The organism is Rhizobium pantanalense, assembly GCF_030182525.1.
Classification (GTDB): domain Bacteria; phylum Pseudomonadota; class Alphaproteobacteria; order Rhizobiales; family Rhizobiaceae; genus Rhizobium.
Map to the genome: position 1 here is coordinate 225,165 of NZ_JAQJCH010000006.1, position 17,867 is coordinate 243,031.

The window sequence follows — 17,867 nt, forward strand, 5'->3', positions numbered from 1 at the left end:
CAAAAAACAAAGGTCCCTCATTCTGCGTCAAAACGGGATTTTGGCCCCTTTTCGGCCGTCCTCAGCGTTCCTTCTTTATTCTTTCCTTAAGTCGGCGGGGCCTATTGTGCAGTCCGATAAGTGACCGTTTTAACGGGTTCTAGTGTGCGCGTATTGAGTGACATTTCTGTCGGGACTGTAGCCCTCGTGGACCGGGTAGGCCGAAGCTGGCTCTCCCGGACGAGCGGGGATGGCGAAGTTCGTGGGCAGGAACTGGCGATCCTGCGCCGGCTTGCGCTTGCTTCTTCCGTCGCGCTCTTTGCCGTTCCGGCCGGTCTTTCCCTCGTCACCAGCCCGGCCGTGGCGCTGCCTGCCGGTGTGGCCACGGTCTGCGCTGCCTTCCTCTTTTCGGCCGTGGGCAGCATCGCGCTGTCGCGTCAGCGGCCTGCCCTCCGTCCGGCAGAGGCCGTCGTCGTCGAGCACCGCGATCTGATGCTGGAGTCGGCCTTCGGCCTCGTCCTGTTACTCGACCCTCAGGGCAATGTGACCACAGTCGGTGGCCGCGATCGTGCGGAATTTCTGTGCTGGATGCGCGACCCCACCGGGCGTGGCTTCGTCGAGCAGATCCACGTCTCAGACAGAATCGTCTTCCTGCAGGCGATCGATGTACTGCGCCAGGGAAGGGATGCCCATAGCGCCGACTTGCGACTGGAACGGTCGACAGTTGTCGGTGGGGATGACCAGTTCGTCCATGCGCGGATGGAACTGACCGCGCGTCGCGATGCCGAAGGGCGTCTGACGGCAATCGTCAGCCAGCTGCGCGATATCTCTCAGGACCAGCAGCTCCGCGAGGATGCGGCGCGCAAGGCGGCTGAGGCGGAATCGGCCAATGATGCCAAGTCGCGCTTCCTGGCTGCCGTCAGCCATGAGCTGCGTACCCCGCTCAATGCGATCCTCGGCTTTTCCGATATTCTGAGCGGCGAGTATTTCGGCAAGCTGGAAAACGATCGCCAGCGTGAATATGTCGGCTTGATCCGTCAGTCGGGTGCGCATCTTCTGTCGGTCGTCAATACCATGCTCGACATGAGCAAGATCGAGGCTGGCCGTTATGAGCTGATGCTAGAATCCTTCGCGATCGAGGACACCATTGCGACATGCGAAGCAATGCTCGGGCTGCAGGCGAAGGAAAAGGGACTGACGCTGACAAGCCGCATCCAGCGGGGCCTCGGCGAGATCGTCGCCGACCAGCGGGCGATCCAGCAGATCCTCATCAATCTCATCGGCAACGCCATCAAGTTTACCGATGCCGGCGGTGCGATCACCATCGATGCTGCTTTGGCTGATGGCATGTTGAAGCTGTCGATCGGCGATACGGGCATCGGCATTGCCAGCGAGCGCCTGGCATCGCTCGGCCAGCCCTTTGTGCAGATCCAGAACGACTATACCCGCCGTTACGCCGGTACCGGCCTCGGCCTCTCGCTGGTCAAGGGCCTCGTCGGCCTGCACGGCGGAAACTTCTCGATTGCCAGCGCGCCGGGCGAGGGCACGGTCATTACCATCCTCATTCCGTTCGATGGTTCCGGCGCCGTGACGATGCAGCAGCCTGTGGATGTTAATCGTCCTGTCGATTTTCCGCCGCGCCTGAAACATACTGTGGAGATAGATGAAGGGCGAAACAAGGAACTGATGAATGGCCCCGCAAAAGCGAAAATCGCCTAAGGGACGAGGAAGGGGCAAGCGCAAGCAGCCCGGCCTGGCCTCCCGTGGTGCGGTTGCCCTTGGCAGCCTGAGCCTGCGCGGCAGCACCGCGCTGGGCGGCCTTGGCCTTCGCGGTGCGGGCGCGCTCGCCGCTCTGATCGGCAGTGCAGTGGGCCGTCATCCCGCCATTGCCGGCGGCATGGCGCTTTTCTTCGGGGTTTTTGGCTTCGTCACCGCCAATGCGCTCTGGTATCAGACGGGCGCGCATCCATCGCCCATATTGCGCACCCGCGATCCCGCGTCTCCCTACCAGATCCCCGGCCGCAAATCCTTTCTGCACGCGCAGCAGGCCGACGCCGGCAACGTCACCACTTTTCGGATAGAAAGGCAGGATTCGGCTTCCGATTCCGCCACGGCACCCTCAACAGCACAGTCGTCCAGCGCGCCGTCGAAACTGATTGCCGATGTACAGGCCGAACTCATCCGTCACGGCCTCTATGATGGCGCAGCCGATGGAAAGCCGGGATCGCGCACGACATCGGCCATCCTCTTCTTCCAGGAGGCGTCTGGTCTTCCGCAAACCGGCACGCCGACACCGGAGCTTCTGGCCGCTCTCAGGGCCAGCAATGCCGCCGCTGCACAGCCGGCCGGTGGCAGAGCGAATGCGGCGGCGGCCGTCCCCGCCGAGCGCCCCGTCAACGTTTCCGCCACGGCGGATGCGATCGACCCGGTTGCCGCCGCCATTCAGAATGCTGAGAAGAACATCCGGACCGGTGCTGTCGTCGCCAAAGCAACGCCGAGCGATGCGGTCAACAAGGTCAATATGGTCATGCAGATCCAAAAGGGCCTGAGCAATATCGCCTACAGCAATGTCAGCATCGACGGCGTAGCCGGAGAGCAGACGAAGGCAGCGATCCGCCGCTTCCAGAAGCACTATCGCCTGCCGGAGACCGGGGAACCGAACATGGCGGTCCTCAAGAAGCTGCAGGATATCGGCGCGCTCTGAAGCCCGCGGTACAAGCCTCTGTCGTCAACCTGATACGACTACGCGCTGTAGGGCGGCTTCAATTGCCTTGGCGGGCATGCACCGTTATAGCTGCGACATGAGATTGCGCAGCGACATCTTTGTTTCCGCTCTTGTCCGCCGCTTGTTTGCCCGTGGCGATTTTGCCGCTGTCGAGCACAAGGGTGAAGAGCAGGCGGGCGCGATCTTCATCCGTCAACGCTTCCGCGACGGATCGGAGACCCTCTATGCGCCGGCACCGCAGAGCCTGTTCGATGAGGAGGAGAGCGGTACGCGGCTCTTCGAGATCCGCATCGAGCGGAAGGAGCCGCAGGAAATCCGCGAAACCCTTGATCGCGAGCTGAAATTCGATCCTGATTTATGGATCGTCGAACTGGAAACGGACGATATCGCCGATATCGTCCCATTAGCCGGTTTCCGCGCCAATCCGCTGGATTGAGCCGCTTTTACCGACGGTTTGCCACACGCAATTCGCGGAGAGGACCTGATTTTGCCCCGAACAACGGCGCTGCAGGACGCTGCGCCGGCTTTTCCTGCGGCAGATAGGTATAGCTGTCGGCGCGGCGCCATGCTTCGACGCGTGCCTGGCTCTCCTCCTGGTCGATATCATCGAGCACCAGCCATGCCCGACTGACGCTGCCATGCCGTTCGGCCAGATGCGGATAGAAGCGCTCCAGCGAGTAGACGGCATCGGCGATGCCCATGCCGAGGCTGACGAGCGTGACGGCGAGCTGTTGCCCCGAAGTGTCGAGCAGGATGCGTTCAGCAAGCCAGTAGCTGGAGGAGAGGGCATCGGCGAGCGTCGTTGCGAATTGCACCGCATCGCGCTCACGGGCAAAGCGGACGAGCAGAGCTTCCTGCGTCTCGCTAAGGCTACGCAGACCGAGCCGGTCGCTGTCATCGCGGTTGAGATGGCGCGCAGCCTGTTTGATCTGCTGGCGCAGGATTTCTTCGCGCGATTGCCGTTCGGTTTCTGTTGTCTCGGCTTGGGATGAAGCGACGGCGGCCGGCTGTTCCGGCACTGTCATGCCGCGTTCCGGTTCGGCCTGATGCAGGCCGACGAGCGCGTCGATGACCTTGGGAGAGAGCGAGGAGCGGCGGACGATCGCCCGCGCATGGGCGGCCCCTTGCGTGCGTGCGATGGTGATGAGTGTATCGTCGTCGATCGCCTGCGAACTCGTAAGGAACGGAGCGGCAATTGGGATCGGCTGACAGCCGATGAACAGTGCAACGGCTTGGGGCACGGTTTCACATTGGGAGAGGGCGGCAACCGCTTGCCGCTTCGCCTCGTCCGAAGATGCCTGGAAAACGGGGGTGAAAAGCTCGGCGAACTGGCGAAGTTCCGATTTGGATGGATGGCCCATGCCTTCGAAGCTGGTGATCGTCGCCATCAGAACCACGTCCTTTTTGCGGACAGTCGCAGGCTCTTCAAGGTCTCTAAACCGATCACGCACGCCAACACCCACACTGATACGCCGAACAAAAAAGCAGGGAGCCCGAAGGTCGACCATGGCTTCCGCTTTACTTCACTCCAGTCGAACGGGACGACTCTTTCGATAAAGAGGGCATCCTCGATGATGACTGTCGAAACGGGTCTGGACACGGTCGTCCTTATCTGGCTTTCGCGAAAGACTAAGGCCGGCAGGGTTAATGGTTCGTGAAAACTTTATTAAAATCCGAATAAAAATTGCGCGTTAAGCTTGCGCGAGGAGTGCAGCCGCATTTTGTCCGCATGGACGGCAGTTTGGGGCACAAGCGGGTCTGTGGAAAACCTTTCAGGGCATAGGTGCCCGCAGGCAAATTCAACCTATGAGTGCCTCGGTTGTGGAGATAGTCAAAAGCGAAGCCACCCACTGCAAAAGCGAAGGTCCGGCCTCTTGATGCAGATGGGATTCTTCAGATGCCCTTATGCTCGCGCAAGGCTGCGAGCAGCTTTTCCGAGGTGTTATAGCCGGATTGAAAAAGGCCGATTGCCGCCGTGGCCGCGAACTGGGCTTCCGTACTTTTAATATCGATCCGCTTTTCCAGGCACCACCCATCCAGCGCATCGCGCAGGACGGTGACATCCTCCGGTGAAAAGACGGAACTGCCCGCCGCAAACATTGATTGCCCTCGAATTACGACCTTACATTACGTTAATTTTTCGTGAGCGCAAATAATATTTGTGTGACGCTTTTCTGCAACGTGGCATTCGCGCTTTCCATTTGCCTGCCGGGTCATCTGTTTAATTAAGTACATGATATTGCGTGATTTAATGGCGAACACGCGTTCCGCAATTTTTCAACGGCGGATGAAACCAAAGCTGCCTTCACCGCGTTAATAGAGCATGACGAGTGATGCCGAGAGTGACGAGCGACGAGAATTAGCATTCTGTTAACTGCGATATGTCTGAATTCCGATTGAAAGCAGCCAGTGGCAGAATGTGGTCGAGTGTAAAGACAGCATGGGAGCCGAAAATCGGTGTGCTCATGCCACGGTGTAAGGGAAATGCCGTGAGAAGGCGCGAATGCCTCCATTGAAGGCCAAAGACAAAGGCTGGAATGGAGGGGAGCGCTAGCCCGCTTTAGTGGCGGGCAGGGTGAAATTAAGTCGCAGGTTCATCCGTCTCGAGACGTTAATGGAGACGAGAATGGCAAAGATCATATCTCTTTCGGACTGGCGATTGCGCCTGCCGCCGCGCGCCCAGAAAGAGCCGGTGGAGGCAAAGATACTGTTGTTCACCGGCGTACGTTACGAGCATCTTGATACCCCAACGCATCGCCCTGGGACGGGGCCGAAGCGGGCAAAGGGAAAGTAAAGCGCTTCAATATATGCGAGCACATGGCGTGTTCGCGCGCGCCCTGCCAGTTGCCGCCGCAATCCAGTCGGATAGCGCTTGCAGGCGCAGCTCGCCACGGTCCGCCAGATTCAGCCGCATAACTCTCGATCCAGGGTTTCAGCCCAAGATTTCAGCCTCCAAAGATATCAGCCCTAAAGATATCAGCCATTGTCGAATTCCTCGCAGCCGGCCTGGGAGAGAAATTCTTGCGCCGCATCGTCGAAACTTGCTTGCGGTGCCATGGTGCGCAGCACCGCATAGCCTTGAGCTCGCGGCACTTCCACCAGGATCGATTGGGCAAGGGCGGGCGGTAGCGCCTTGCGTATGCCAGTCAGCTGGACAGGCGATGCAAGCAGCAAATCGAGCGCTCCGCCGACCGATGTGCGGTCGCTCATGCTGAACACTTCGTTGGATGCCGCGTCATAGATGGCAAGCGACCAGAACGGCACCTTGCCCTTCGCGGTCAGATGAACGGGCGTATCCTCGATGTCGAAGGCGCAGACGGCCGTGCGGATATAGGGATCGGTATTGGAAAGCCCCGCATCGTCGTCCTTGTTGTCGAGCATGTAGAAATGGTTCTCGTCGCCCTCGTCCGACACGCGCGTATAGGCATCCCGGTCGGAGAAATGCGGCAGCGACAGAATGATGATGATATGCAGCAGCACCGCGCCGAATAGGCCGGTCAGGATCGCGAAGACGAATCTAAACATTGCCGCACCCGATCTTCTCGAGTTTCGGCATGCCAAGATCGATCAGGCCGGAATTGCTGGCCGCCGGCGAATCCAGAAGCGTCCATACCAGGCGGAAATTGCCGGACGGGGGCAAGGCGAGCCAGTTGCCCGCCTGGGCCGAGGATGAAACGGTGATGTTGAAGGTCGAATCCGGCTTGCGCAGCACCACCCAGGAATTGATGGTGGAAGGGCGGCCGGCAGCGTCTTCGATCGGCCGGCCGTCATTGCCGGCGATGAAGAGGGTCCAAAGCCTTGCCGGCGGCGTCTGGCCGCTGATGCGGTAGGTGCAATTTGCGGTCAGCCGCGCTTTGGTGTCATCGTCGGAGGCGGTAAACACCAGCCCTTCGGCTGTGCCGTACAGCAAACGCCCTGCGCGTGCTCGATGCGATTTCGCATAAGGGTCGGCATCCGCCGTCTGCATTTCAGGGAACGCCTGCCAGGCGCCAAGCTTGATCGCGCCGAAGCCGGAGGTGGCATCAAGCGCCAGAAGCGTGAACACGATACCGCCGCCAAAGGCGATGACAAGCGAAAGCGCAACAAGAAGGGGAACTCGGAACACCCTGGGATCGTCCTCGTGACAAATCAGTGTCGATTTATTCCTGATTCTGGCGGTAGGGGGAAGGGCAAGCCACTATTTACGGCTGTCGTGAGAACAATGACGAAGATTGGGAACGGCAGCGGCCATCCAAAATACCGGCTTCCGTCCTGAGGTTCGACGGCAGGTTCGCCGTCGTCATCTGCGGCGCGGTGCATTTTCAGGGGGAGTTGATCACTCCGGCGCCGTCGTGCTGCGATGCTCCGCCGTCGCCACCTTTTGTGCCCCGAGCGGTGTTGCCGCCTTCAGCCTTTCCCCGATATCGCGCAGGATATTCGTGGAGTCCACCGAAAGCGAGCGTGGACGCACCAGCGGCGGCAGGCCGCCACTGGCTGGGTCGGCGGGCTTCTTGGCGGCGACGGTTTGTGGCTTCTGTACAGGGAAGGGGTTGGTGATTCCCGGGATCGGCTTCAGTACGATGCCCTGATTGGCGTAATCCATGATCTTCTTGAAAGTCATGGCCGGCAGGGTGCCGCCCGTCATGTTGTTGGTGGAGGTATAGTCGTCATTCCCGAACCAGACGGCGCAGGTGTAGTTGCCGGTAAAGCCGATGAACCAGGCGTCGCGATAGGCCTGCGTGGTGCCGGTCTTGCCGCCCACCACGATGCCGTTGTCGAGGGCTGCCTTGCGGCCGGTACCGATCACCGGAACCTGCGTCAGCATTTGGTTCATGTAGGACGTGGCCTTTTCGCTGAGGACGCGCTTGGCCGGCTGTTCGTCGTGGCTGAAATCGTAGAGCACCTTGCCGTCATAGCCGGTGATCTGCTCGATACCGTGACGGCGCGACTGCATGCCGTTGGCCGGGAAGACCGCATAGGCCGTCGCCTGGTCGAGAACGGTCACTTCCGATGTGCCGATCGGAATCGTCTTGTCGTTGCGGATCGGCGTTTCCACGCCCATGGCCTTGGCCATGTTGCGGATCGGCTGAATGCCGAATTTCTCCTTGGCGAGCCGCACGGGGATGGTGTTGATCGATTGCGTCAGCGCCTGGGTGAGCGTCACCTTGCCTTCGTAGCGGTTCTCGTAATTATGCGGGCTCCAGTTGCCCCAGCTGATCGGCGCATCGACGATGGTGGACGTCGGCGTCATGCCGTTTTCCATCGCGACCGAGTAGGTATAGATCTTGAAGGATGAACCCGGCTGGCGCAGCGCCTTGGTCGCGCGGTTGAACTGGCTTTCGCCGTAGTCACTGCCGCCGACCATGGCGCGTACCGCGCCGCCGTTTTCGATAACGACGGAAGCGCCCTGTTTGGCCTTATAGCGCTCGCCGAACTCCATCAGACTGGATTGAACCGAATCCTCCGCCGCCTTCTGCAGCCCCATATCGATGGTGGTGCGCACGATCAGCGAGCGTTCGGGGAACCGCGTAGCAAGCCGCTGCACCTCATCGAAGGCCCAATCGAGGAAATAGTCCGGGGATTCGATCTGGGCGCGGTCGACCACCGAAGCCGGATTGCGCCGCGCGGCGACAACCTGTCCCTCGGTCATCAGCCCGCTCTGCACGAGGTTGGACAGCACGTCATTGGCCCGCGCACGCGCCGCTGGCAGATTGACATGCGGCGCATATTTCGCCGGTGCCTTGAAGAGGCCGGCGAGCATCGCGGCTTCCGCCAGATTGACGTCGGTGATGCTCTTGCCGAAATAGAATTGCGCCGCCGCCGCTGCGCCAAAGGTGCCGCCGCCCATATAGGTGCGGTCGAGATAGAGGCTCAGGATCTCCTTCTTGGAGAGATTGGCCTCGAGCCAGATCGCCAGGAAGGCTTCCTTGACCTTGCGTTCGATGGAGCGCTCGTTGCTGAGGAAGATGTTCTTGGCAAGCTGTTGCGTCAGCGTCGAGCCGCCCTGGACGACGCCGCCGGCCTGCGCATTGACGGTAACCGCGCGGAACAGGCCGATCACATCGATACCGAAATGGTCGAAGAAGCGGCGGTCCTCGGTTGCCAGTACCGCCTTGATGAAATAATCCGGCAGCTGGTCGACCGGCACCGAATTCTCGTGAATGATGCCGCGATGGCCGATGACATTGCCGTAGCGGTCGAGAAAGGTGACGGCGAAATTGCCGCGGTTGCGCCAGTCGCCCTGTGTGGCTTCGAAGGCCGGCATGGCAAGCATCAACATGACCACGGAGCCGGCCGTCCCCAGCGTCAAGCCTTCACCGAGCAGTTCGAAAAGAATGCGTTTCCAGCCGCGAACGCGGAAGCGGCGGAAGAAGATGGTGATCTCCTCCCATGCCTCGGCGAGACCGAAGCCGGCATTCCACAAAGTGGAGTCGATCCATGAATCGAGGCGCAAAAAGAAATAGCGCTTGCGACGCCGCGGCTTCTCGGCCCCGTTATCCCTAGGCGACTCGGGCTCCATCTTCGGCCCGTTTTCTGGATTGGATGGGTCTTCCACGCTCTACTTCCCGACCACATTACTGCCGCATGTCTCCTTGTGACACACGCAAAGCCCATTATCTCATAGAACGGCTAATTGAATAATTGGTTGATTTAGAGAAAAGAACAAGAGACATGCATGCCGCAGCCCGAATTCCTCTCGGGTGGCGAGGACGACGACGATGACAGACGAGATACCTTTCTGGAAAAGCAAGACCCTGACGGAGATGACTTCGTCGGAATGGGAAAGCCTTTGCGACGGCTGTGGCCTCTGTTGTCTCAACAAGCTCGAGGAGTGGGATAGCGGCGACGTCTATTTCACCTCGATCCGCTGCAAGCTGATGGATGGCGAAAGCTGTCGTTGCACCAGCTACCCCAATCGCTGGGATTTCGTGCCCGATTGCGTGCAGCTGACGCCGGAGAAAGTGCCGGAGCTGGAGTGGCTGCCGCCCACCTGCGCCTACCGCCTCGTCAATGACGGCCGCGATCTCTATTGGTGGCATCCGCTGATCTCGGGCGATCCGGAAACAGTGCATATCGCCGGTGTTTCCGCCCAAGGGCGCACCGTCAGCGAGAACGATGTCGATCTTGACGATTTCGAGGATTATGTCGTCGACTGGCCGCTGACCGTCGAGGATGACATGATGCCTAATCCTCCGGCAAAGCCATAGATTTCGGCGCCACGTTTCGCCAAGCCTGGCGCAAGAGCCTTTTGATCTCCTCGTTCCCGGCATCGCGATGGAAAAGTCGCGTCCACCCCTTCAGGCCCCAGCTGCCGGGCGCAGCGGCGACATGCCTTGGCGTGACGGCCGAAGCCATCTGTTGTTGGTCGGGCGTCAGCTTGACGACGCAAAAGTCTGGTCCCCGAAGTGTCATGAAGATTTTGCCCCGCACGCGAAAGTCACGGGTGCCGAAATGTGAGCCCTCCGCCGTTTCAGGCAAGCCGAGGGCGAGGTTTGCGAGTTCCTCGTCGGTCATGGCCGCGACACTATCATGTCCTTCCATGCAGTAAATGGAAGCTTGAAAAGGGTGCGACCAAACGGTTCCGCGACGAAATGGTGAGTTCATTGAATTGAGCCTGCCCACATGGTATCGCGCCCGTGCCCTCGCATATGCATAAGGAGCCGCCGCGTGATCCGTCATATCGTCTTCTTCACCGTTCCCGATCGCGTCAAGCTTGAGGAGGTCCGCTCCGGCCTCTCGATCCTCACGGCCATTCCGCACGCGCGGCTTTTGGAGATCGGCACGAACGCCAAGACCGATCAGCTCGGAACCGAAGTCGATCTCGTGGTTTATGGCGAATTCGACGACGAGGCGGCATTGGCGGCTTACAAGGCCCATCCGAACTATCAGCGCTCCATCGAGCGCGTTCGTCCGCTGCGCGAAATGCGCATTGCGGCAGACTACGAGACGGCGACGGCCGTCCGCGAGCCTTTCTGAACGTCTGGCCCGGGGCAGAACCGTTCCCGCCAGTCTTTCAATGGATTGAGCACGCCAGCGGAATCGGATTGTCGGCAACCGGATTGTCGGCTTGAGGTTCTTGAATCAACTTTTGAAGCTCCGGACTCAACTTGAGAGGAAATCGCGGCAAGCGATTCAAAGGACTCAAGGAAATCGCCACGCCTTATGTCGATCAGGCGTCTCCAGGCCAGTTGCATTGGCCACGAGAGGGCGCTGTCATCTCGCCCACATGAACCGATGATAAGCGAGAATGATTAAAAATGGCTAAGCCTGCGGCTCCGGGTGTGGTGCCCGCGAGCGCGGGCATGCATCGATTCACGCATATCGCCGATAGATTGTATCGGCGCCGCGCTGTGGAGCGACAAACGGTTGCCGTTGTCACGTTGCAGCGGATTCACTTTGAATAATTTCAAAGCCTTAGTGCATCAGTCCGAGGCCCCTTGCGCCCGGTGGACCGAAAATTACAGCCCATTCATTTGCCATTCAGACGTGTTTGGGTAAATAATCGGCCAAGTTCATATCCCTGTGGGAAGTCCGAAGCATGGCCTCATTTTCAAGCATGGCAGCAGCGGCCCTCGTCCTGGCCGGCTCGTCTGTTCTGCCGGCGCCAGCGCCGACGTCGACCCTGGTCGCGCGCGCCAACAGCGATTGCAGTGAGGCAGCCGAGGAGGTCGTCGCCAAGACCGGCGGCCAGCTTCTTTCGGCACAACCTTCCGGCGACAGCTGCATCATCACCGTTCTCGTGCAGGGCAACGGCCAGCGCCCGCGCAAGGTGACGATGAAGGTGCCGATGTGATGCCAAGGCATATCTGCATCAACCTAAAGCGTTGAATCTCACACAAAATCTTAGTGTTTCAGTGATTCCACTGCAGCGTGATTTACAGTACTGTTTCTCGAACCGGGGAAATTGGATTCAGAGATGCGCATTCTCATAGTCGAAGACGATATCAACTTGAACCGCCAGCTTGCCGAAGCCTTGAAGGAGGCGGGTTATGTGGTCGATACGGCCTTTGATGGCGAAGAGGGGCATTTCCTCGGCGATACCGAACCTTATGATGCGATCATCCTCGATATCGGCTTGCCTGAAATGGATGGTATCACCGTGCTTGAAAAATGGCGCGGTGCCGGACGCACGGTGCCGGTGCTCCTCTTGACCGCCCGTGATCGCTGGAGCGACAAGGTGGCGGGCATCGATGCCGGTGCGGACGATTACGTCGCCAAGCCTTTCCATGTCGAGGAAGTGCTTGCCCGCATCCGCGCGCTCATCCGCCGCGCCGCGGGTCACGCCTCTTCGGAAATCGTTTGCGGCCCGGTGCGGCTCGACACCAAGAGCTCGAAAGCGACCGTAGACGGCAAGCCGCTCAAGCTTACATCTCATGAATACCGGCTGCTTGCCTATCTCATGCATCATAAGGGCGAGGTCGTCTCCCGCACCGAGCTGGTCGAGCACATGTATGATCAGGATTTCGACCGGGATTCCAATACGATTGAAGTGTTTGTCGGACGCCTTCGGAAGAAGATGGGGGTCGACCTGATCGAAACGGTTCGCGGCCTTGGTTACAGAATCCAAGCTCCGACCAATGCGAATTAAGTCGCTCACCGCTCGCGTCCTGCTGCTGACCACGCTTTGGTCCGCTGTGGCGCTGGTGGTGATCGGCCTTGTCATCTCCGATATCTACCGCAAGAACGCCGAGCGCGGCTTTCAGGACCTATTGCGCGCCCAGCTCTATAACGTCATCAATTCTGTGACGATTGGTGATCAGGGTGCGCTGTCAGGCAGTCCGCAGCTTGGAGACCTCCGTTTCTCACAGCCGAAAACCGGCTGGTATTGGATAGTCGAGCCGCTCGGCACATATACATCAACCCCTTTGGTTTCGTCGTCGCTCGGCGCGTCGAACCTGCCGGTTCTATCCGTGCTGGAAGCGCCTTTCGATAAGAATTACGAGCGCTATTATATCGTCACCGACGCCTTCGGAAACCGCGTGCAGGTGGCGGAAACGGAAATCCAGTTCGATACGGACCATGCGGCTCGGTTTCGCGTCACCGGCAATGTCGCTGTGGTCGAGGATGATGTCCGCAATTTCTCGCACAGCCTCTACTTTGCACTCGTCGGCTTCGGCGTCGGCAGCCTGATCGTCAATGCGCTCGCCATTCTCTACGGTCTGAAACCGCTCGATAAGGCGCGCGCGGCGCTGGAGCGCATCCGCGCCGGCGAGAGCGAGCGTTTGCAAGGCGATTTCCCGCGCGAGATCCTGCCGCTTGCCAATGAGATCAATGCGCTGATCGACAGCAACCGGCGTATTGTCGAGCGCGCCCGCATGCAGGTCGGCAATCTCGCGCACTCGCTGAAAACGCCGATTGCGGTTCTTCTGAATGAATCCCGTGTCCTGGAGCGCTCGCATGGCGATCTGGTAAAGAACCAGGCCGAGGCGATGCAGGGTCAGGTGCAATCCTATCTCAATCGTGCCCGCATCGCGGCTCAGCGCGAATCCGTGCTGGCGCGCACCGAGGCCGAGCCGGCGCTGGAGCGGCTGGTCCGCGTCATGCGGCGGCTGAACGCCGACAAGGAGTTCGAACTCTCCGTCTCGCCCAATCTGGCGCTCGCCATGGAGCAGCAGGATCTGGAGGAGACGGTCGGCAATCTCCTCGAAAATGCCGCCCGCTTTGCCGAACACAAGGTGCGTCTGGTTGCAAACGAGGCGCCGGCGGAAGTCAAGGGCATCGATCCGGCGCGGCGCCATTGGGTGGAACTGGTGGTTGAGGACGACGGCCCCGGTCTCGAACCAGATCAGATCCGCGAAGCCATGAAACGCGGGCGCAGGCTGGACGAGAGCAAGCCCGGCACCGGTCTCGGCCTATCGATCGTCAGCGAGATCACCAACGAATATCAAGGCCGTTTCGAGCTCTCCCGGGGCAGCTGGGGCGGGCTTCGCGCGAGCCTAATTTTGCCGGGCTTGACGAAGGATGTTGCGTGAAGAACGGCATGATGCCAAAAAGGCGTTGTGGGTCATGATGATGCCGCAGCGCAGTACCTATGGTTTTGCTTTTTGATACTGGTTCGGTTGTATGAAGCTTCGTACCTTTTTTCTAATTGCCCCCTCTCTTTTCACAGCGGTTGCGCTTTCAGGTTGCTCCACGACGAGCGGTCTGGGAGGCGGCAAGAGCTTGTTTTCGTCTGCGAAGCCACCGGCCTCCGCAACCTTCATCAATGCCCTTGATGGTGGTATCGTCGAGCGCACTGGTATCAAGCTCAGCGACAACGACAAGCAGCGTGCGCTGGAAGCGGAATATCGCGCGCTCGAGACCTCGCCTCTTGGCCAGCCTGTGGCATGGAAGGGCAGGAATGCAAGTGGCGAGGTTGTCCCCGCGGCACCCTATCAGGTCGGCTCGCAGAATTGCCGGCAATATACGCATACCGTCACGGTCGACGGCAAGCCGACGACCGCGAGGGGCGCGGCCTGCCGCAATGACGACGGCACCTGGACGCCGCTTGAATAAGCGTCTGCACTGAAAGGCGCGGCCAAACGCCTCAAATCTTCGTCAGATGGCCTTTCCCGGTTGGAATAAGCGCCCCGTTAAAGTATTGGGCGTCTATGCTGTTCTGGATTCTCGTGGCCGTTCTTACGGCGGTTGTCGGCGCTGTGCTGCTTTATCCTCTTCTGCGTGGTGCAAAGGAGGCGGAGGACTGTCGTTCCGGAGAGGCCGAGGTCTATCGCGATCAGCTTCGTGAATTGGAGCGCGATCTTGCCGGCGGCCTCATCTCCGCGCAGGAGGCCGGCTATGCCCGCGCCGAAATCGGACGGCGCCTCATCGCTGCTGCCAAGGATGAGAAGACGATAGCTAAATCGCCTGCGCATGGCAGCTATCGTCTTGCCCAGGCCTTCATCATCGTCCTTCTTCCGGCCGTTGGTCTCTGTCTTTATCTCGTCAATGGCGATCCCGGCCTGCCGGCGCAGCCGCTGGAAGCGCGGCTGGAGAAGCCGGGAAACGATCTCGCCATTTCGATCGTCAAGATCGAGCAGCATCTGGCCAAGAATCCGGATGATGCCAAGGGCTGGGAGGTCCTGGCACCGATCTATTTTAAGACCAACCGTATCGGCGATGCTGAGCTTGCCTATCGCAACGTGATCCGCCTGCTGGGGCCGAACGCGACCCGGCTTGGCGATCTGGGCGAGGTGCTGGTCGTGAAGGCCAATGGCATCGTGACGGCGGAGGCGCGCGACGTGCTGCAGCAATCCCTAGCGCTCGATGCCGCCAATCCGCGCACGCTTTTCTATCTGGCGCTGGCACTGGAGCAGGAGGGCAAAGCTGAAGATGCAAAGACCGCCTTCGAGGCTCTCGCCAAGCAATCGCCGCCTGATGCGCCCTGGCTTGCTGTCGTTGACCAACACATCGTCAAGAATGGTGGCCAGCCGACGGCATCGGCGAACGACAAGGCACCCGGCAATCCGACCGCGGAGGATATCGCTGCGGCCAATGCGCTGAGCAGCGGCGATCGCCAGCAGATGATCCGCGGTATGGTCGACAGCCTCGATGCCAAGCTCAAGCAGGATCCGAAGAATTTCGAGGGCTGGATGCGGTTGATCCGCTCCTATGCGGTGCTGAATGATCGGGAACGCGCAGCGGATGCGTTGAAGCGCGGTCTCGCGGCCTTTCCGGCCAATGGAGGGGAGGGCCAGCAGCTTTTGGCGCTGGCGAAGGAATTGGGATTGCCGACGGAGGAGACGCAGCAATGACCCGCAAGCAGAAACGACTGGCTGTGATCGCCGGCGGTATGGGTTTCATCGCTGTTGCCGTGCTGCTCGTCCTCTTCGCCTTCAGCCAGTCGGTCGCCTATTTCTACATGCCGGCCGATCTCGCCAAGACGCCGGTCAATGCCGGCACGCTGATCCGCCTCGGCGGGCTTGTCGGGGAGGGCTCGATCGTGCGCGGTCAGGGAACTCAGGTTCAATTCTCGGTCACCGACGGCACCGATACGATCAAGGTCAAATATGACGGCATCCTGCCGGATCTGTTCCGCGAAGGACAGGGCGTCGTCACCGAAGGCAAGTTTGAGCCAGGCAGCGACGTTTTCGTTGCCGACAGCGTACTCGCCAAGCATGATGAGCGCTACATGCCGAAGCAGGTCGCCGACAAGCTGAAGGCTGATGGCGTGTGGAAAGGCGAGGAGGCCAGCCAATGATCATCGAGCTCGGACACTATGCCCTGGTGCTGGCGCTCGCGACCGCGCTGATCGTCTCCATCCTGCCTGTCGTCGGCGCCCGGCGCGGTGACGTGTCGATGATGAATATCGCCCCGGTCGGCTCCATCGTCATGTTTCTGCTGGTTGCCTTCTCCTTCGGCGTGCTGACCTATGCCTATGTCGCCTCCGATTTCTCCGTCCTCAACGTCTGGGCCAACTCCCATTCGCTGATGCCGCTGATCTTCAAGATCTCTGGCGTCTGGGGCAATCACGAGGGATCGATGATGCTCTGGCTCCTGATCCTGGCACTCTTCAGTGCGCTCGTCGCGCTCTTCGGCCGCAATCTGCCCGATGTGCTGCGCGCCAATGTGCTGGCTGTGCAGTCGTGGATCTCCTCGGCCTTCCTCGTCTTCATTCTGCTCACCTCCAATCCTTTTATTCGGCTCAACCCGGCGCCGGCGGAGGGCAAGGATCTCAATCCCGTCCTCCAGGATATCGGTTTGGCGATCCATCCCCCCTTGCTCTATCTCGGCTATGTCGGCTTCTCTGTCTGCTTCTCCTTTGCCGTAGCGGCCCTTCTGGAAGGTCGCATCGATGCCGCCTGGGCGCGCTGGGTCCGGCCCTGGACGCTCGCCGCCTGGAGTTTCCTGACGCTCGGCATCGCCATGGGTTCTTATTGGGCCTATTACGAGCTCGGCTGGGGCGGCTGGTGGTTCTGGGATCCGGTGGAAAATGCTTCCTTCATGCCCTGGCTTGCCGGCACGGCACTGCTGCATTCGGCACTGGTCATGGAAAAGCGCGACGCCCTGAAGATATGGACGGTGCTGCTGGCGATCCTCACCTTCTCGCTGTCGCTGCTCGGTACTTTCCTCGTCCGGTCCGGCGTGCTGACTTCGGTGCATTCCTTTGCCAGCGATCCGACGCGCGGCATTTTCATTCTCTGCATTCTTCTGATCTTCATCGGCGGAGCCTTGTCGCTTTTCGCGCTGCGTGCACCGAAGCTTGCTGCCGGCGGATTGTTCGCGCCAATCTCGCGCGAGGGCGCGTTGGTGCTGAACAACCTGATCCTCACGGTCGCCTGCGGTTCGGTGTTGACCGGCACGCTCTATCCGCTGGCGCTTGAAACGCTGACCGGCGACAAGATTTCCGTCGGCCCGCCCTTCTTCAACATGACGTTCGGGCTGTTGATGACGCCGATCCTCGTTGCCATGCCCTTCGGCCCGTTGTTCGCTTGGAAGCGCGGCGATCTGCTTGGTGCGCTGCAGAGGCTCTACGTCATCGCTGGTCTGGCGTTCCTGGCCGGCCTTGTCCTGTTCTATGTGGAGCACGGCGGCCCCGTACTGGCTGCTCTCGGCCTCGCAGCCGGCTTCTTCCTGGTCTTCGGCGCCTTGGCCGATCTCTGGTATCGTGCCGGCGTCGGTAAAGTGGCGGCTGGCGTCGCCTGGCGTCGCCTGAGCGGGCTGCCTCGGTCGGCTTTTGGCACCGCATTGGCCCATGCCGGCCTTGGTATCACCGTACTCGGCATCGTCGCTGTGACGACTTTCGAGGGAGAACACATCACCAGCATGAAGCCGGGCGAGATCGCCGAGCTTGGCGGCTACAGCTTGCGCTTCGATGGAGTGCAGCCGGGCGTCGGCCCCAATTTCACCGAGGATCGCGCCCACTTCACCGTCAGCCGTGGCGGGGTTGCTTTTGCCCAGATGTCTTCCTCGAAGCGCGTCTTCACCGCGAGCCGCACGGCGACCACCGAATCCGGCATTCTCACGCTCGGCCTCAACCAGCTCTATGTGTCGGTCGGCGATGCCAGCAAGGATGGCGGCATGGTCGTGCGCATTTGGTGGAAGCCGTTCATTCTTTGCATCTGGATGGGCGCGTTGGTCATGGCGATCGGCGGCTTCGTATCGCTCAGCGACCGCCGGCTGCGCGTCGGTGCACCGAGCCGCAAGGCGAAACCGGTTCGCCCGGCGATGGAGCCGGCAGAATGAACAGCTATCGGCCAATATT

At 60.2% G+C, this 17,867-nt stretch carries 19 protein-coding genes; 13 read left to right on the top strand and 6 right to left on the bottom strand.

All coding sequences use genetic code 11. The annotated features are described in order from the left end of the window. Nucleotides 1–144 precede the first annotated feature (144 nt). From PH558_RS17040 to PH558_RS17050, 3 genes are all read left to right on the top strand, one after another. Nucleotides 145–1,698: a sensor histidine kinase gene (locus tag PH558_RS17040; protein WP_285205687.1), complete on the top strand. Its 1,554-nt coding sequence runs from the start codon at nt 145–147 to the stop codon at nt 1,696–1,698. Continuing rightward, nucleotides 1,670–2,683 carry a peptidoglycan-binding domain-containing protein gene (locus PH558_RS17045; protein ID WP_095434297.1) on the top strand — a complete coding sequence of 338 codons (1,014 nt, stop codon included), beginning with the start codon at nt 1,670–1,672 and terminating at the stop codon, nt 2,681–2,683. Before PH558_RS17040 ends, PH558_RS17045 begins: the two co-directional genes overlap by 29 nt. A gap of 97 nt (nt 2,684–2,780) precedes the next feature. Further along, nucleotides 2,781–3,140 (top strand): DUF1491 family protein, encoded by a 360-nt coding sequence (locus PH558_RS17050; protein ID WP_069616307.1) that lies wholly within the window; start codon nt 2,781–2,783, stop codon nt 3,138–3,140. A 7-nt stretch (nt 3,141–3,147) separates the two neighbouring features. Here PH558_RS17050 and PH558_RS17055 read toward each other — a convergent pair whose 3' ends face one another. Both PH558_RS17055 and PH558_RS17060 read right to left on the bottom strand, forming a co-directional pair. Continuing rightward, nucleotides 3,148–4,155 (bottom strand): DUF2336 domain-containing protein, encoded by a 1,008-nt coding sequence (locus PH558_RS17055; protein WP_174718590.1) that lies wholly within the window; start codon nt 4,153–4,155, stop codon nt 3,148–3,150. 442 nt (nt 4,156–4,597) lie between these two features. After that, nucleotides 4,598–4,804, bottom strand: a complete 207-nt coding sequence (locus tag PH558_RS17060) for a hypothetical protein (RefSeq protein ID WP_285205688.1) — start codon at nt 4,802–4,804, stop codon at nt 4,598–4,600. 526 nt (nt 4,805–5,330) lie between these two features. Between PH558_RS17060 and PH558_RS17065 the strand changes: the two genes are divergently transcribed. Continuing rightward, complete coding sequence (locus PH558_RS17065; RefSeq protein WP_167078219.1) at nt 5,331–5,498, top strand: hypothetical protein; 168 nt, start codon at nt 5,331–5,333, stop codon at nt 5,496–5,498. 182 nt (nt 5,499–5,680) lie between these two features. Here PH558_RS17065 and PH558_RS17070 read toward each other — a convergent pair whose 3' ends face one another. The 3 genes from PH558_RS17070 to PH558_RS17080 form a co-directional block, all read right to left on the bottom strand. Continuing rightward, nucleotides 5,681–6,229, bottom strand: coding sequence for a DUF1254 domain-containing protein (locus tag PH558_RS17070; protein ID WP_285205690.1), 549 nt, complete (start codon nt 6,227–6,229; stop codon nt 5,681–5,683). Beyond that, nucleotides 6,222–6,809, bottom strand: a complete 588-nt coding sequence (locus PH558_RS17075; protein ID WP_285205691.1) for a DUF1214 domain-containing protein — start codon at nt 6,807–6,809, stop codon at nt 6,222–6,224. The genes PH558_RS17070 and PH558_RS17075 overlap by 8 nt, the downstream gene beginning before the upstream one ends. A 210-nt stretch (nt 6,810–7,019) precedes the next feature. After that, a complete protein-coding gene (locus PH558_RS17080) occupies nt 7,020–9,239 on the bottom strand; it encodes a transglycosylase domain-containing protein (RefSeq protein ID WP_285205692.1) in 2,220 nt (739 codons plus the stop codon). A gap of 163 nt (nt 9,240–9,402) precedes the next feature. On the opposite strand from PH558_RS17080, the gene PH558_RS17085 reads away from it, so the two are divergent. Then, nucleotides 9,403–9,891 (top strand): YcgN family cysteine cluster protein, encoded by a 489-nt coding sequence (locus PH558_RS17085; RefSeq protein ID WP_285205693.1) that lies wholly within the window; start codon nt 9,403–9,405, stop codon nt 9,889–9,891. On the opposite strand, the gene PH558_RS17090 is transcribed toward PH558_RS17085, so the two are convergent. Further along, nucleotides 9,869–10,198, bottom strand: a complete 330-nt coding sequence (locus PH558_RS17090; protein WP_285205695.1) for an MmcQ/YjbR family DNA-binding protein — start codon at nt 10,196–10,198, stop codon at nt 9,869–9,871. The two genes, PH558_RS17085 and PH558_RS17090, sit on opposite strands and share 23 nt — an antisense overlap. Before the next feature lie 153 nt (nt 10,199–10,351). Between PH558_RS17090 and PH558_RS17095 the strand changes: the two genes are divergently transcribed. The 8 genes from PH558_RS17095 (at nt 10,352) to PH558_RS17130 (ending at nt 17,848) form a co-directional block, all read left to right on the top strand. Further along, nucleotides 10,352–10,660 (top strand): Dabb family protein, encoded by a 309-nt coding sequence (locus tag PH558_RS17095; RefSeq protein ID WP_285205697.1) that lies wholly within the window; start codon nt 10,352–10,354, stop codon nt 10,658–10,660. A 562-nt stretch (nt 10,661–11,222) separates the two neighbouring features. Continuing rightward, a complete protein-coding gene (locus PH558_RS17100; protein ID WP_113229446.1) occupies nt 11,223–11,477 on the top strand; it encodes a hypothetical protein in 255 nt (84 codons plus the stop codon). A 123-nt stretch (nt 11,478–11,600) separates the two neighbouring features. Beyond that, complete coding sequence (locus PH558_RS17105; protein ID WP_015339225.1) at nt 11,601–12,272, top strand: response regulator transcription factor; 672 nt, start codon at nt 11,601–11,603, stop codon at nt 12,270–12,272. Next, nucleotides 12,262–13,656, top strand: coding sequence for a sensor histidine kinase (locus PH558_RS17110; RefSeq protein ID WP_285205698.1), 1,395 nt, complete (start codon nt 12,262–12,264; stop codon nt 13,654–13,656). The genes PH558_RS17105 and PH558_RS17110 overlap by 11 nt, the downstream gene beginning before the upstream one ends. 91 nt (nt 13,657–13,747) lie before the next feature. Further along, nucleotides 13,748–14,179 carry a hypothetical protein gene (locus PH558_RS17115; RefSeq protein WP_285205699.1) on the top strand — a complete coding sequence of 144 codons (432 nt, stop codon included), beginning with the start codon at nt 13,748–13,750 and terminating at the stop codon, nt 14,177–14,179. Nucleotides 14,180–14,274: 95 nt separating this feature from the next. Next, complete coding sequence (gene ccmI / locus PH558_RS17120; RefSeq protein ID WP_285205700.1) at nt 14,275–15,417, top strand: c-type cytochrome biogenesis protein CcmI; 1,143 nt, start codon at nt 14,275–14,277, stop codon at nt 15,415–15,417. Beyond that, complete coding sequence (gene ccmE, locus PH558_RS17125; RefSeq protein WP_174174013.1) at nt 15,414–15,863, top strand: cytochrome c maturation protein CcmE; 450 nt, start codon at nt 15,414–15,416, stop codon at nt 15,861–15,863. The genes ccmI and ccmE overlap by 4 nt, the downstream gene beginning before the upstream one ends. Continuing rightward, entirely contained in the window at nt 15,860–17,848 is a 1,989-nt protein-coding gene (locus tag PH558_RS17130; RefSeq protein WP_285205701.1) for a heme lyase CcmF/NrfE family subunit, read from the top strand. Before ccmE ends, PH558_RS17130 begins: the two co-directional genes overlap by 4 nt. Nucleotides 17,849–17,867 lie beyond the last annotated feature (19 nt).

Coding starts and splice junctions, on each gene's coding strand:
- PH558_RS17110 (WP_285205698.1), top strand. CDS start 12,262: ATGCGAATTAAGTCGCTCACCGCTCGCGTCCTGCTGCTGACCACGCTT.
- ccmE (WP_174174013.1), top strand. CDS start 15,414: ATGACCCGCAAGCAGAAACGACTGGCTGTGATCGCCGGCGGTATGGGT.
- PH558_RS17070 (WP_285205690.1), bottom strand. CDS start 6,229: ATGTTTAGATTCGTCTTCGCGATCCTGACCGGCCTATTCGGCGCGGTG.
- PH558_RS17105 (WP_015339225.1), top strand. CDS start 11,601: ATGCGCATTCTCATAGTCGAAGACGATATCAACTTGAACCGCCAGCTT.
- ccmI (WP_285205700.1), top strand. CDS start 14,275: ATGCTGTTCTGGATTCTCGTGGCCGTTCTTACGGCGGTTGTCGGCGCT.
- PH558_RS17065 (WP_167078219.1), top strand. CDS start 5,331: ATGGCAAAGATCATATCTCTTTCGGACTGGCGATTGCGCCTGCCGCCG.
- PH558_RS17090 (WP_285205695.1), bottom strand. CDS start 10,198: ATGACCGACGAGGAACTCGCAAACCTCGCCCTCGGCTTGCCTGAAACG.
- PH558_RS17050 (WP_069616307.1), top strand. CDS start 2,781: ATGAGATTGCGCAGCGACATCTTTGTTTCCGCTCTTGTCCGCCGCTTG.
- PH558_RS17085 (WP_285205693.1), top strand. CDS start 9,403: ATGACAGACGAGATACCTTTCTGGAAAAGCAAGACCCTGACGGAGATG.
- PH558_RS17130 (WP_285205701.1), top strand. CDS start 15,860: ATGATCATCGAGCTCGGACACTATGCCCTGGTGCTGGCGCTCGCGACC.
- PH558_RS17115 (WP_285205699.1), top strand. CDS start 13,748: ATGAAGCTTCGTACCTTTTTTCTAATTGCCCCCTCTCTTTTCACAGCG.
- PH558_RS17045 (WP_095434297.1), top strand. CDS start 1,670: ATGGCCCCGCAAAAGCGAAAATCGCCTAAGGGACGAGGAAGGGGCAAG.
- PH558_RS17060 (WP_285205688.1), bottom strand. CDS start 4,804: ATGTTTGCGGCGGGCAGTTCCGTCTTTTCACCGGAGGATGTCACCGTC.
- PH558_RS17100 (WP_113229446.1), top strand. CDS start 11,223: ATGGCCTCATTTTCAAGCATGGCAGCAGCGGCCCTCGTCCTGGCCGGC.